At 59.8% G+C, this 14,313-nt stretch carries 14 protein-coding genes; 11 read left to right on the top strand and 3 right to left on the bottom strand.

Annotated features, from left to right (window positions below; genetic code table 11):
* Window positions 1-315 precede the first annotated feature (315 nt).
* Window positions 316-1,281, bottom strand: coding sequence for a LysR family transcriptional regulator (locus WH50_RS21385; protein ID WP_110189264.1), 966 nt, complete (start codon window positions 1,279-1,281; stop codon window positions 316-318).
* A 172-nt stretch (window positions 1,282-1,453) separates the two neighbouring features.
* Here WH50_RS21385 and WH50_RS21380 point away from each other — a divergent pair, with 172 nt between their 5' ends.
* From WH50_RS21380 to dgcA, 5 genes are all read left to right on the top strand, one after another.
* Window positions 1,454-2,245, top strand: a complete 792-nt coding sequence (locus WH50_RS21380) for an ABC transporter substrate-binding protein (protein ID WP_165838508.1) — start codon at window positions 1,454-1,456, stop codon at window positions 2,243-2,245.
* 36 nt (window positions 2,246-2,281) lie between these two features.
* Window positions 2,282-3,001, top strand: coding sequence for an ABC transporter permease (locus tag WH50_RS21375; protein WP_110189263.1), 720 nt, complete (start codon window positions 2,282-2,284; stop codon window positions 2,999-3,001).
* Between the two features lie 107 nt (window positions 3,002-3,108).
* Window positions 3,109-3,810, top strand: coding sequence for an ABC transporter permease (locus tag WH50_RS21370; RefSeq protein ID WP_243410211.1), 702 nt, complete (start codon window positions 3,109-3,111; stop codon window positions 3,808-3,810).
* Between the two features lie 94 nt (window positions 3,811-3,904).
* The gene (dgcN, locus tag WH50_RS21365) at window positions 3,905-4,924 is read left to right on the top strand and encodes an N-acetyltransferase DgcN (RefSeq protein WP_165838507.1); all 1,020 of its coding nucleotides are present in this window, start codon (window positions 3,905-3,907) and stop codon (window positions 4,922-4,924) included.
* Window positions 4,917-5,903, top strand: coding sequence for an N-acetyl-D-Glu racemase DgcA (dgcA, locus tag WH50_RS21360; RefSeq protein WP_110189262.1), 987 nt, complete (start codon window positions 4,917-4,919; stop codon window positions 5,901-5,903). The genes dgcN and dgcA overlap by 8 nt, the downstream gene beginning before the upstream one ends.
* A 118-nt stretch (window positions 5,904-6,021) precedes the next feature.
* On the opposite strand, the gene WH50_RS21355 is transcribed toward dgcA, so the two are convergent.
* Window positions 6,022-6,372: a ribonuclease E inhibitor RraB gene (locus WH50_RS21355; protein WP_165838506.1), complete on the bottom strand. Its 351-nt coding sequence runs from the start codon at window positions 6,370-6,372 to the stop codon at window positions 6,022-6,024.
* A 390-nt stretch (window positions 6,373-6,762) separates the two neighbouring features.
* Between WH50_RS21355 and WH50_RS21350 the strand changes: the two genes are divergently transcribed.
* The 4 genes from WH50_RS21350 (at window position 6,763) to WH50_RS21335 (ending at window position 8,959) form a co-directional block, all read left to right on the top strand.
* Window positions 6,763-7,221, top strand: a complete 459-nt coding sequence (locus WH50_RS21350; RefSeq protein ID WP_110189260.1) for a YccF domain-containing protein — start codon at window positions 6,763-6,765, stop codon at window positions 7,219-7,221.
* Between the two features lie 155 nt (window positions 7,222-7,376).
* Complete coding sequence (locus WH50_RS21345; protein WP_133251396.1) at window positions 7,377-8,300, top strand: AEC family transporter; 924 nt, start codon at window positions 7,377-7,379, stop codon at window positions 8,298-8,300.
* A 118-nt stretch (window positions 8,301-8,418) separates the two neighbouring features.
* Entirely contained in the window at window positions 8,419-8,697 is a 279-nt protein-coding gene (locus WH50_RS21340; protein ID WP_110189258.1) for a type II toxin-antitoxin system RelB/DinJ family antitoxin, read from the top strand.
* Window positions 8,690-8,959, top strand: coding sequence for a type II toxin-antitoxin system YafQ family toxin (locus WH50_RS21335; protein ID WP_110189257.1), 270 nt, complete (start codon window positions 8,690-8,692; stop codon window positions 8,957-8,959). Before WH50_RS21340 ends, WH50_RS21335 begins: the two co-directional genes overlap by 8 nt.
* Window positions 8,960-8,982: 23 nt before the next feature.
* Here the strand turns inward: WH50_RS21335 and WH50_RS21330 are convergent, their stop codons facing one another.
* Entirely contained in the window at window positions 8,983-9,945 is a 963-nt protein-coding gene (locus tag WH50_RS21330; protein ID WP_104153149.1) for a LysR family transcriptional regulator, read from the bottom strand.
* Between the two features lie 631 nt (window positions 9,946-10,576).
* Here WH50_RS21330 and WH50_RS21325 point away from each other — a divergent pair.
* Together WH50_RS21325 and WH50_RS21320 are read left to right on the top strand one after the other, a co-directional pair.
* A complete protein-coding gene (locus WH50_RS21325) occupies window positions 10,577-12,184 on the top strand; it encodes a BCCT family transporter (RefSeq protein ID WP_110189256.1) in 1,608 nt (535 codons plus the stop codon).
* Window positions 12,185-12,207: 23 nt separating this feature from the next.
* A complete protein-coding gene (locus tag WH50_RS21320; protein WP_110189255.1) occupies window positions 12,208-14,235 on the top strand; it encodes a CocE/NonD family hydrolase in 2,028 nt (675 codons plus the stop codon).
* Window positions 14,236-14,313: the final 78 nt, after the last annotated feature.

The raw sequence follows: 14,313 nt of genomic DNA, 5'->3' as shown, positions 1-14,313 counted from the left end.
AAGGTATTTAAATCAACAACACATCATCCAAAAGGTATACCTTCTTCCAGATTTTTCAAGGATGACGTACGCGGCATGATGATCTCTTCCTTATCTCATATATGTCCAGAGCGATATGGTGGTATATCGATGCAGTAAGCGAACCATTGATTCCTATCGGGGCTTTATTACATAAATAGAGCACAGCTTGCAAAGCCCCTTTCCCCAAGCGAATTTATGGCATACGTTCCGTCTGGCTGCTGCCAGCCACTGCAGGTAAGCAAGGCCAATAGCACCGACTTAGCAATGCCTTGATTCTCTCTTCATCACACCAACTCACCCTTCCGGCATATCGGCAAAATAGCGCTTTCTTACAAACTTTTCCGTCTCTTCTTTCAGCACTTCGACAAACAATTGCCGGGCACGCCCCAGCTCGGTCTGGGTGGACGTCACCAGATGGATATCAATGGTCGGCAGTTCACTGAAAGGCGGTAGCTGCCAGAGCTGGCCACGCGCCAGCAGCGGTGTGGCGGTATCCAGCGTCAGGGCGCCGTAGCCGACACCTGCCAGAATCAGCCGCAGCACCTCCTCTTCGTTGGGTGAAACCGCAATCAGGTTGCCGGAGATTTCCCGGGCGGCACGCAGCCGGGCGATACCATGCAGTCCTTCCTTGGGCTGGTCGCTCTCAAAGGCCACATAATCGAGGCCGCGCAGATCGGCAGAGCTGAGATTGTCGCGACCAAACAGCGGATGGGTCGGGCCGCAGAAAAAGCCCATCAGCTCATGGCTCAGCAGGTGATACGCCAGGCTGGGGTGAGGTTTCTGCATGGTCGCCACACCGATACTGACCCGCCCTTCGGCCACGTTCTGCAGGATCTCCACACTCGGCACCACCTGAATATCGTAGGTCACCTGAGGGTAAAGCCGGTGAAACTGGCTGAGGGCGGCATCCAGTGGCGGGCAGTGCACATGGCTGGCCACCTGCAGGTCGATCTCGCCTTTGATCTGCTGATCTTCATCAGCGTACTGGCTCAGCATGCGCTGCAGAATGCGGCAGGCGGCAGCCGATTCTTCATACACCCGTCGCCCCTGATAGGTCAGCGCAAAGCTGCCCTTACGCCGCTCAATCAGGCGCTCCCCCAGATGTTCTTCCAGCCGCTTCAGCGCATTGCTGATACTCGGCTGCGCCAGATGCAGGCGCCGTGCAGCACCGGTGATGCTGCCCTCATCGACGATGGTGACGAAGGTGTGGATCAGGTTCCAGTCGAGGTTCCGCAGCAGTTGTTCAGTGGTGGCCAACATTGTTCTCCTTGCCTTAGCAGGCCATGGGGTATGCCTGCGCCCCATCAGCGACCCGTTATCGCCCAACACATAGCGATGAGCTATGCATAATATACATACAATACATTTGTTAAATGAATGATTAAAAAACACACTGCGGAAGTACCTGAACAGCACTGCAGAGGAACTCCCGATGATGTCGTACCCCGCTTTCAAACAGCTGCTTTTGACGTCCGCCCTGACTATCGGTGCCCTGACCAGCCTTGACGCTGCTGCCACCACCCTGCGCATCGGCACCGAAGGCGCTTACCCACCCTTCAATTACGTCACCCCGGACGGCCAGCTGGCAGGTTTTGATGTGGAGATCGGCAAGGCACTGTGCCAGCAGATGCAGGCAGATTGCAGCTTTGTCGCTCAGGACTGGGACGGCATCATCCCGGCACTGCAGGCGGGCAAGTACGACGTCATTCTGGCTTCGATGTTTATCACCGAGCAGCGCAAGCAGCAGGTGTCTTTCACCGAGCCTTATTACAAGGCGGCGATGACTTTCGTGACGCACAAGGAGGATGCCATCAGCGATTTCAGCCCCAGCGCACTGGCTGGCAAGGTGATTGGTGCGCAAAGCTCCACCACTCAGGCCGACTATATCGCCAAGGTCTATCCCGACGCCGAGCTGCGCCTTTATCCCACTCAGGACGAAGCCAATCTGGACATGGTCAACGGCCGCCTTGATCTGATGGTGGGTGATCTGCTGCCCATGATGGAGTGGACGACCAAAACCAAGGACGGCGACTGCTGCACGCTGGCGGGCCAGCTGATCACCGACCCGACCTATGTCGGTGAAGGGGTCGGCATGGCCGTGCGCAAGACAGATGATGCCCTGCGCCAGCAGCTCAATCAGGCGCTGGATGCCATTGTGGCCAACGGCACCTACAAGACCATCAACGACAAGTATTTCCCCATCAACATTCTCACCCTCAAGTAAGCCACCGGCATAGGCCAGCAGCAGACGGAGAACTCTATGGAACTGTTGAGCTACCTGAGCTGGGGGCCCCATGGCTGGGGTGACGAGCTGGTCAGAGGGCTGGGCGTCACCCTGTCGCTGGCTCTCACTACTCTGCCCCTTGGCCTGCTGCTGGGGCTGCTGATCGCCCTGGCGTCGGTCAGTGGCAGGCCCGTCCTGCAACGGCTGGCACAACTTTACACTGCCACCCTGCGTGGCATCCCCGAGCTGCTGACCCTGTTCGTGGTCTACAACGGTGCCGCCATGCTGCTCAATCAGCTGGCCAGACACGTCAACCCCGATGCCGGGTTTGTTGAACTCAGCCCCTTCGTCGCCGGTGTAGTGGCGCTCGGTCTGGTGTTCTCTGCCTTTGCCGCCGAGGTATTGCGGGGGGCCTGGCTGGCGCTCGACAAGGGCCAGCGCGAGGCGGCGCGGGCACTGGGCTTTACCCCCTGGCTGGGCTTCTGGCTGGTGGAATTTCCGCCCCTGCTGCGACTGGCGCTGCCGGGGCTGGGCAACCTGTGGCTGAACCTGCTGAAAGACACGGCACTGGTGTCGGTGATTGCTCTCAACGATCTGATGCGTATGGCATCGGTCGCCGTGGGGGTCACCAAGCAGCCCTTTCTGTTCTATCTGGCCGTCAGCCTGCTGTACTGGTTGCTGTGTGTGCTGTCGGAAGCGGCCATTGGCCGTCTGGAACAGCATCTGTCTCGCGGCCTGCGCCGCCCGGCGCTGTAACCGTAAGCAGGCGACATAACCATGAACAGGCAAAGCATAGGCTGCATAGCCATGAACACAACAGGAAGCGCAACCATGCATAACCGCCATGAGCAAGAGGCCGCGTGATGAATAGCCTGATGGACCCTGTTCTCGCCCTGCATCCCTGGCTGGCCAGACTGCTGACCGGTATGGCGATGACCCTGCAGCTGACCGCCACGGCGGTGCTGATTGCCGCTGCACTGGCACTGCCGCTGGCGATTCTGCGCGCCCGTGGCACCCCCTGGCTGCAGACACCGCTGCGCCTCTACGTGTCATTCTTTCGCGGCACGCCACTGCTGGTTCAGCTGTTTCTGGTCTACTACGGCAGCGGCCAGTTCCGCCCGGAGTTGCAGCAGCTGGGGCTGTGGTGGTTCTTCCGCGATCCGTTCTACTGCGCGGTGACGGCCTTCACCCTCAACTCGGTGGCCTATCAGATGGAAATTCTGCGTGGTGGTCTGCTGGCCGTGTCACGAGGTGAAGTCGAAGCCGGGCTGGCCTTTGGCATGAACCGACGGCTGCTCTATCGCCGCATTATTCTGCCCAATGCCTACCGCATCGCCTGGCCCGCCCTCGGCAATGAAATCATCCTGCTGCTGAAAGCCAGTGCCATTGCCAGCGTGGTCACCCTGCTGGATCTGATGGGCCAGACCCGCAGGCTGTTCGCCAGCAGTTTCGATATCAGCGTTTACCTGTGGGCGGCCGTGGCCTACCTGCTGATCACCTATACCTTTATCACCCTGTGGCGGCGCATGGAGCACCGCCTCAGTCGCCACCGACAACGAAGCTGAGTTCCAAACCCAGCGCTGAACCACTCCCAACCACTGAGTCACCCCGCACGGGCCGCATCCGACGGCGCTGTGGGGCTCCTTACGAGGACACATCATGAACCTGATCGAACTGAAAGCACCCTACCTGCTGTTTGTTGGCGATGCCGAAGACCTGCTGATGGCCAAGACGGCCAAAGGGGTAGCGCACTGGCGCCCCGAACGCTGCCTTGGCCAGCTGCGCTTCCCCGAAGCCAAAGCCGATCTGGGCATTGCCGATCTGGACGTGGAAGAAGCAGCACGGCAGGGAGCCAAAACGCTGATCATTGGCCTGGCGCCCATTGGTAACAGTCTGCCTGCCAGCTGGATCGACACCTGCATCCGCGCACTGGAAGCCGGTATGGACGTGGCCAGTGGCCTGCACCTGCGCCTGACCGATGTGCCCGATATCGTCGCCACCGCAGCCCGTACCGGACAGAAAGTCCATGATGTGCGCACGCCACCGGCCAACCTGCCATGCGGCACCGGCCTGCCCCGTCAGGGCAAGCGTCTGCTGACCGTCGGCACCGACTGTTGTGTCGGTAAGATGTTTACCGCACTGGCCATTCACCGGGCGATGGAACAGCAGGGTGTGGAGGCCAGCTTCCGCCCCACCGGCCAGACCGGCATCCTGATTGAAGGCTACGGTATTTCCGTTGATGCGGTGGTGGCCGACTTTATCTCCGGCTCGGTGGAAGTGCTGGCACCGGCAGCAGACAATGCCGGGCACTGGGACATTATCGAAGGTCAGGGTTCACTGCTGCATCCGGCCTATGCCGGGGTCAGCCTCGGCCTGCTGCATGGCGCTCAGGCGGACGTGCTGGTGGTCTGCCACGAAGCTGGCCGGGAGCAGATGGATCTGATGGAAGGCTATGCCGTACCGTCACTGGAAGAGACCATCGACATCAACCTGCGTATGGCCCGCCGTACCAACCCCAATGCCCGCCTTGGCGGCATCGCACTCAATACCTCCCGCTATGATCAGCAACAGGCACTGGCGCTGATCGCCGAGGTGCAACAGCGCTTCAGCGTGCCGGTGGTCGATCCGGTCCGCACCGGCGTCGCCAGCATCGTCGCCGAGGTACTGAAGGATGCGTAAGGTCAGCTTCCGCGCTGAACAGTGGCCGCTGCACGAGCCGTTCATCATCGCCAGTCTGCCGGTGATGCACTTCGGTGAAGTCGTGGTGGTGGAAATCAGCGAAAACGGCGTCTGCGGTCGCGGCGAGTGTGAACACACCAATGTCTATGATGTCGGCTATGCCGACGTTATGGCGCAGCTGGAAAGCGTGCGCAGCGCACTGGAACAGGGTGCGGATCGCACTGCCCTGCAACAGCTGCTGCCACCCGGCAGTGCGCGCAATGCTGTGGACTGTGCCCTGTGGGATCTGCAGGCCAGACAGTCACAGCAGCCGGTGTGGCAGCTGGCCGGGCTGGAAGCTGCCCCGCAACCACTGACCACGGTATTTACCCTGTCGCTGCACACCCCGCAGCATATGGCCGCGGTCGCCGCCGCCAATGCCCATCGCCCGCTGCTCAAACTCAAGCTGGGGCAGCCCGGTGACGTGGAACGGGTAGCCGCGGTACGCGCTGCCGCACCCGGCTGCCGTCTGGTCATCGATGCCAATATGGGCTGGAGCGCCGCGCAGTATCTGGCCTATCAGCCGCAGCTGGCCGCACTGGGGGTGGAGATGATCGAGCAGCCGTTCGCTCCCGGTGAGGATCAGCTGCTGGCGGAGGTGGAGCGGCTGATACCGGTGACAGCCGATGAATCCTGTCAGGATCGGCGTGATTTAGCAGGGCTGGTGGGGCGTTACGATCTGGTCAACATCAAGCTGGACAAGGCCGGTGGCCTCACCGAAGCACTGGCGCTTGCCCGGCAGGCCAGAGCACAGGGCTTCGATATCATGGTGGGCTGCAATGTCGGCACTTCGCTGGCCATGGCGCCTGCGTTACTGCTGGCTCAGGGCGCCCGCTATGTCGATATCGACGGCCCGCTGCTGCTCAGTGAAGACCGCCCTGATGCCATGCGCTATCAGGACAGTCAGGCCTACCCGGCTGACCGGGCACTGTGGGGCTGACAGCCTGCCTCTGCCCCCACGGAGAGCCGCAAGGCTCTCTGCTTGGAGGGGCGGAGGTAAGGGATGAGGAGTGAAGTGTGAGGTGTGAGCGTTGCAGTTATCAGGTACGCCAAGCTGACTATTGAGTATTGCCAAGCGGCGCGGTTTCCGGCGCAGCTTGCAGCACGCATCCCCAGCCATCGTAATCAATGCCGAACAGGGCCGACAAACAGGCCATCAGCGCGGACACCGAGCACAGTACGCTCTGGGTCGTCGGCATATTCACCGTGACCACCAGCCGTACCCGCCCCTCTTCTGTCGGTGTGATCAGGGTACTGTCGTAGCGGTTGTCCTGTACAAAGCGTGCCACCGTTTCGGCTTTGCCCCGTTCGCTGGCATAGAACACAAAATCCACATCCCGCGGGATGCTGAACTGATCGCCCTTCTGATCAGCATGGCAGAAGGGGCCGCGAAATCGCTGCTTAGTCATCGCCATCCTTGCGACCTGATCCGCCCGCCAGACATCCTGATCAGGTGCGGTTGCAGATGCTTGAGCTATGCAAGGACGAGAAAGACTTCCTGTCCCGCCACGATGCCGCGTGCAAATCCGATCAGGCCAGCCGCTTCAGGGTCTGAGCCACCACCGCAGCGCACTGACAACAATGGAAACCACCGGGCGCATTTACTAACGCCGCTCCTGCCGCCACACTCATCACATTTTCACGATCTTGCGAGCCCGCGCCGGACAGGGCGAAAGTACCGGGGAAGCCTCGTGGACTGCTCGTAAATGCGCATGCCGCAGGTCTTTTCCACACCGTGTGGCGGACGCGCAGCAGATCGTGAACACCTTCTCAGGCAACCAAGGAATGAGGAACGAAACATGCGCTTGATACTGAATCTGATCTGGTTTGTGCTGGGCGGCATTGTCATGGGACTGGCATGGTGGCTGTTCGGCCTGCTGGCCTTTATCAGCATTATCGGCATCCCCTGGGGACGGGCCTGTCTGGTGATGGGCAACTTCTCCTTCTTCCCCTTTGGTCAGGAACCCATTGCCCGCGATGAGCTGAGCGGCCGCGACGACATCGGCACCAGCGCAGCGGGCATGCTGGGCAATATCATCTGGTTCGTACTGGCCGGTATCTGGCTGGCGATTGGTCATGTGATGGCGGCGGTTGCCTGTGCCATTACCATCATCGGTATTCCTTTTGCCCTGCAACACCTGAAGCTCGCCTACATTTCCCTCGCCCCTATCGGCAAAACGGTGGTGCCCAAGGAAGTGGCTGCAGCAGCCCGCGCCCGCAATGCTCAGAGCGAGGTGGAGCGCCTGCGCTCACGTTAACCACCACACACTCTCTGCACACCACTTTCTACCCGCCATTTTCTGCCCGCCACTCTGCCAGACAGGGGGCGGCCTCGTGCAACAGTCTCTTCAGGGCATGGTGGAGGCGCTTCGCTATACGCCCGACAGGCGCACTGCTATGGTACGGCCTGTCTTTGACGCCACTCCCCATTCCCGATGAACCGAAGTTTCCCGCCATGACGCTCAACATGCTGTTGCCCCTGCTCTACCTCCTGCTTGGGTTCACCCTCGCCCGACTGCGTATCGACATACGCAAAATAGCTTCGACCGTGTTGATGCGGGTGGCGATTCCCTACGTGGTGATACACAACATGGTATTCAGCCAGCAGGGCACCTTTGTCATCATGGCGGCCATCGTCGCGATCATGGCCGTCATGCTGGGTATTGGCTGGCTGCTGCGCCGTGATGCCGTCGAGGCGCTGAACTTTTCCTATCTGAATATCGGCTGGATGGGGCTGCCCATTGCGGTCTCCCTGTTTGGCAACGATGCCGCTGCAGTGATGATTGCCGCCTATGTCGGCAGCTCGCTGTTTGGTAATACCGTCAGTGCTGCCTTACTGGCGCCGCCGGGCAGCACCTCCTGGCCGCAACGCCTGCGTACCCTGCTGCTGTCGCCTGCGTTTCTGGCGATGATCACCGGTCTGCTGCTGTCACCGTTCGCTGCTCAGCTGAGCCTGCTGGATCAGTGGCTGTATGAACCCGCCAAGGTGCTGATGTCACTGCTGGGGATGGGAGTACTGGGAATGTGGCTGGCACACGCCAGAATCAGTCGGGCAGAGGTGTCCCGCTCGGTGCTGCTCACGCTGCAGCGGGTAGTGGCACTGTTGCTGGTGATGTGGAGCGCCATCCAGCTCGGTACGCTGGCCGGGCTGGACTGGGTGCAGCAGTACGCCAGAGTGCTGTATCTGATCTGCCTGCTGCCCCCCGCCGCCATCATCGTCATTCTGGAAACCCACTACCTGCACACCGGCCGCTCCGCCAGCAGCATCGCAGTCGGCACCTGCATCAGCGTCATACTGATCGTGCTCTATGCTGTGGGGCTGCGGCTGCTGGGCTGAGTGTCTGATCATTGAGCACCTGATCGTATAGGTGTCTGTTGACGTTGGAATCCTGACTGGCAAACCGCATACAATGACGCACAATGTCTTACATTGTCAGACAAAGAGAGGACAACCGATGAAGACTGAGATGCTGAGTGCTCGCATTGATCACGCCACCAAGGTGGCGTTCACTTCCATTTGCGATGAGGTAGGTTTGAGCCCGTCACAAGCCATCAAGCTGTTTGCCCGAGCGGTGATCAACCATGGTGGCATCCCGTTCGAGCTCAAAGCACGCCAGCCCAATGCCGAAACGGCTGCAGCCATGCAGGAGCTGATTGAGGGCAAAGGACATCAGGCCTCGTCGGTAGAGGCGATGTTGCAGCAGCTGGGAGCGGATGATAGCGCTGATGCATGAGCTGGAATTCTCAACGCAGTTCAAAAAGGACTTTAAGAAAATCACCAAAATGGCCATCGCCGATGTGATCGAGGTAGGTCATATCATTGCCCGTCTGCAGCGTGGCGAAGCGCTGGACAGCAAGCACGTGGACCATCCTCTTACCGGCAACTGGCAAGGCTTTCGCGACTGTCACATCAAGCCCGATCTGTTGCTCATCTACCGCATTGCAGGCGGAAAGCTGCAGTTGGCTCGTATTGGCTCACACAGCGATCTGTTCTGATGCCGCACTGAACACAGTCAGGCTCAGCTTTCGCCGATACGAATCTGCGGCTCCAGCCACGGCAGGTTGGCGACGATATCGGTCAGGAAGCGTTCTCGCAGGATCTGGCAGCTGTCTTCGGCGATGACCTTGGGCAAATCCCACAGCTCATTGCGGCGCGCTACCAGTGACAGTTCACGGTAAACCGGCTCGCCCGGCAGCGGCACGCAGCGCACCTGATGCTGCATCAGGCCGGTCTGATACAGGCACAGCGGCGTGGTGATGGTCCAGCCGATGCCGGAGGCAACCATCGACATGATGGCGTAGGTGTTATCCAGATGCAGACGCGGCGGCAGATTGATCTGCACCCGGCGCAGATAGCGCTCCACCGACTGACCAATCAGCGAATGCGGCTGATAGCGCACGAACTCCAGCCGTTTCTGGATGGCCGCCAGACTGGAAATATCACCGGTGTAATGGGGTGGCAGGGCGATCACCATCGGCTCGCGCAGAATGGTGAAGCGGGTCAGATCATCATAGTCATCCAGACCATCATCGGAAATGACGATGTCCACCTGCCGCGACAGCAGGGACTGGGCATGCATGTGGGAAAGCCCGGTGCTGACTGACCAGTCCTCGGTACGCTTACGGACCATTTCAATCAGCGGTCGGCCGATGGCGGTGGCCAGCGAATCCACCAGCGCAATACGCACATGGCGCAGTTTGAAATGACCGCGCTGCATGTCCTGACTGGTTTTGCGCGCCTCCAGCAAAATCTGCAGGGCACGGTCGTAGAAGAAGCGCCCCGCGGTGGTGACATGCAGTGGTCGCACCGAGCGGTCGAGCAGCTGCGCATCGAGGTTGCGTTCAAGGTTGGACAGGGTCTGGGAAATGGAAGACTGCGTCAGCCCCAAACGCTCGGCAGCGTAGGTCAGGTTGCCGGTTTCCACCACCTGCACAAAGACTTCCAGCGCTTTGAGATCAAATCCGAATGATGAGGCGGCCACGCTGCCAGTACTCCTTGCTGCTGCCAAAAGGCCATCAGCCGGCAGCGATGCTACCCGGCTGAAAACGGGACTACAGTTCACTGTATCTCTGCGGTGTTGTCCAGCCACAGGCACTCAGCGCCGTGTTGAACAATCCACCCTCCTCATGCACTTTTGGAATACCCCTATACGCACTTGTCGTTTGCCGGTTTTTTCCTGAAACGTTTAGATACCTCTGCCGGTTCGCAGTCACTCCCGCAAAGAGTGGTACCGGCGGGATTGACTCCAACTCCGGGTGGCACAGGTTACATATCAGGTCGCTGCAAGCGTGATCGAGGCAGCCGGGACAAGGAAGAAACAGGCGAAAAAAGCGGAGTTTAGTGCGCTAAATGAGCATTTTTAGCCTGTTTTTGACGCTGTATTCGGCAACGCTGATAGCTTTCAACGTCCTGTAAAGCACCGGCCTGTGCCGCCCACCCCGTCCCTGCCCTTCAGGCCTTATTCCCTGTTGTACGGGTGCGGACGTAGCGAATAAGAACGATTCCTTGCTGCCCTAAAAAAACAATACCTCGGCATTCCGGCTCCTCACGGATCCGGTTCCGTACATGCTCCTGAGTCCCCCAATCATCTTGTGAATGAACTGGAGAATTGCATGTGGCGTTCTATTAGACCCTGGGTGTTCTGGCCTACCTTTACCGTACTGATGGCCGCCGTGCTATGCAGCTACGTCAATCTGCCCCTGTTGCTGAGCACGACCAAACAGCTCAACGCCTTGATCCTCAATACTTTTTCCTGGCTGTTCAGCCTTGGCAGTCTGTATCTGCTGGTGCTGGCGGTGGCCGTCTATTTCTCGCCGCTGGGCAAAATCCGCATTGGTGGTGAAAACGCCACGCCGCTGCTGAGCAAATGGCGCTGGTTCTCCATTACCCTGTGCACCACCCTGGCGGTCGGAGTGCTGTTCTGGACCACTGCCGAGCCGCTCTATCACCTGTATTCGCCCCCCGAAAGTCTGGGCATCAGCGCTAACAGCACCGATGCACGGCTGTTCGCCATGTCGACCATGTTCCTGCACTGGAGCTTTACACCCTATGCCATCTATACCGTACCGGCACTGGTGTTTGCGCTGGCGTTTTACAACCGTCGCCTGACCTTCTCGATCAGTAGCATGCTGCGTCCACTATTCCGTAATGACATGCCTGCCTGGCTGATCAACCTGGTCGATGCCATCGCGCTGTTTGCTCTGGTCGCGGGTATGGCCTCCAGTCTGGGCACCGGTGCCCTGACCCTGTCCGGCGGTGCCAGCCAGTATATTGGCGGCGACACCTCGCCACTGCGTCTGGCCGTTATCATCGCCATCATTGTCGCCACCTTCGTGCTGTCGGCCGCTTCCGGTCTGCATAAGGGCATCAGCCGTCTGTCGGCCATCAATGCCTGGCTGCTGGCCTTTGTCGGTGTCTTCGTTTTCGTCTGCGGCCCGACCCTGTACATGCTGAACCTCGGCACCGAAGCCTTTGGCCAGTACCTTGACCACTTCTTTACCCGCAGCCTGTTTACCGGTGCCGCCGGGCATGATGAATGGCCACACTGGTGGAGCATTTTCTACTGGGCAATCTGGTTTGCCTGGGCACCGATCAGCGCGCTGTTCCTTGGCAAGATTGCCCGTGGCTACACCGTGCGTGAGTTCATCATGATCAACCTGGTGCTGCCCGCCCTGTTTGCCACCGTCTGGATCTGCGTCTTCTCCTCCGCCAGCCTGTATTTCGACGAAATGCTGCATGGCGCCCTGAACAGTGTCCTCAACGACAAAGGCGTGGAGCACGTGCTCTATTCGCTGTTCGAGCAGATGCCTGCCAGCAGCCTGATGATTGCCCTGCTGCTGTTCGTTGCCTACATCTCCTACGTCACTGCCGCCGACTCCAACACCGATGCCATCGGCAACCTGTGTACCCATGGTCTGGATGCCAGCAGTGACCTGAATGCCGGTATGCCGATGAAAGTCCTGTGGGGCACCATCGTCGGTATCGTCTCCTGGGTGATGGTGTCATTCGTCGGTATCGACGGGGTGAAAATGCTCTCTAACCTCGGCGGGCTACCTGCCATGTTCATCATCCTGCTGACCAGTCTGTCGCTGTGGAAATGGCTGAAAGAGCCGGAATCACTGCGTCATGCCGCTCCTCTGCAGGGCGAAAACCGTACCAGTGCGATGGCGACGTCTTCCCTGCACGCCAGAGCAACCGTATCCAACCAGCCCGCCGGTTGAGGCTGGAGCAACAGAGTAGTGCCATGCAAATCAAGACTGACTTTCCCTTTGCCGTGCGCGAAATCGAAAACCTGTGGATCTCGCTGGCCGACGGTACCCGTCTGGCGGCGCGGATCTGGTTACCGGAGGCGTGCCTGAGTGATGCTGATGCACCGCTCCAGGTCCCGGCGATTCTCGAATATCTGCCTTATCGCAAGCGTGACGGAACCACCGTACGCGACGAGCTAACCCACCCCTACACCGCTGGCCACGGTTATGCCTGTGTGCGGGTGGACATGCGCGGCAACGGCGAGTCGGAAGGGCTGATGCACGATGAGTACCTGCCACAGGAACAGGCAGACTGCCTCGAAGTCATTGACTGGCTGACGCAACAGCCCTGGTGCAGTGGCAAGGTCGGCATGATGGGTATCTCCTGGGGCGGCTTCAACAGCCTGCAGGTAGCGGCCCTCAAGCCCAAAGCCCTGAAAGCCATCATTACGCTGTGCTCAACCGATGACCGCTACGCGGATGACATCCATTACAAGGGCGGCAGCCTGCTGATGGAAAACCAGAGCTGGGCCGCCACCATGCTCAGCTTCTCTTCTGCCATTGCTGACCCGGCACTGGTGGGCGAGGCCTGGCTGCCGATGTGGAAGCAGCGGCTGGAGAACATGCCGCTGCTGGCCGAAACCTGGCTCCAGCACCAGACCCGTGATGCTTACTGGCAGCACGCCTCGATCTGTGAAGACTACAGCGCCATCGAGGCGGCCACTTACTGCATCGCAGGCTGGGCGGATTCCTATATCAACACCATCCCGCGCATGATGGAAAAGCTCAGCTGCCCGAAAAAGGCACTGGTCGGCCCGTGGATGCACAAGTATCCGCACTTTGCCAAACCCGAGCCGGCCATTGGCTTCCTGCAGGAAGCACTGCGCTGGTGGGATTACTGGCTGAAGGATATCGACACCGGCATCATGGATGAGCCGGAGTGCACCTTCTACCTGCAGGATGGTCTGCCTCCCAAACCCTTCCACCCGGTACGCCCCGGCATCTGGGTGCAGACCAGCCGCTGGCCGGATGACGACAAAGTCAGCCGTCAGCGCTGGTACCTGACCCGCAGCGGTCTGCAATCGCAGGCCGAGGCACTGGCGGAAGTGCAGTCGGTCTGCTCACCACTGCACACCGGCCTGCACCATGGCGAATATATTCCGCTGTGGTTCGGCCCGGACTTTTCTACCGATCAGCGCCGCGATGATGCCAACTCCCTGTGCTTCGATTCGGCACCGGTCAGCGAGACTCAGCAGATCCTGGGCGATGCCCGACTGAAGCTGAAAGTCAGCGTTGACCAGCCCTGCGGGCAGATCTGTGTGCGCCTGAATGACGTCGCTCCTGACGGCAAGGTCAGCATGATCACCTACGGTGTGCTCAATCTGGCCCTGCGCAACGACCCTGCCGTACTGGAAACCCCGGTCCCCGGTGAAACCATGGACGCCGAGGTGGTGCTGGATCATATCGGCTATCGCCTGCCCGTCGGACACCGCCTGCGAGTCGCCATTGCCAGTGCCAGCTTCCCGCTGCTGTGGCCCAGCCCGCAGCTGACCACCCTGAGCCTTCGTGCCGCACTGCAGGAGCTGGATTTACCGGTCTATATCGGTGAGCCCATCGATAATCCGTTTGCTGCACCTGAAGCCGCCACGCCCTGCGATCTGACCATGCTGGAACCAGCAGGCAACCGCCGCACCCTCAGTGAAGACGTCGCCTCCGGCACGGTCACCGTGCATATCGATGACAACTTCGGCGTGACCCGTTTCAACGATCACGGCCTGTGGGTGCGCCAGCGCGCCATCAAGAACTACAGCGTGCAGCCCTACGATCCCAGCAGCCCCCGTGCCGAGTTCAACTGGCTGTACGAGGCCGGCAGGGATGACTGGTCGGTGCAGGTACAAAGCTGGATGCAGGTCAGCTGCGATAGTGAACAGTTCAACATCGAGGCCACTCAGGTTGCCAGCCACAACGGTGAAGTGGTGAGCAACAAGACCTGGAGTACATCGGTCCCGCGTCTGGCGGTATAACCGACGACTGAGCCGCCAGCCAGCCGTGCTGGCGGTATCAGACGCATTCACGATGTCAGTGCCCTCTGCTGGCGTCGC

Origin of the sequence: Pokkaliibacter plantistimulans, assembly GCF_003194385.1 — a bacterium.
Lineage (GTDB): Bacteria > Pseudomonadota > Gammaproteobacteria > Pseudomonadales > Balneatricaceae > Pokkaliibacter > Pokkaliibacter plantistimulans.
This window is presented reverse-complemented; position numbering and strand designations above follow the sequence as displayed.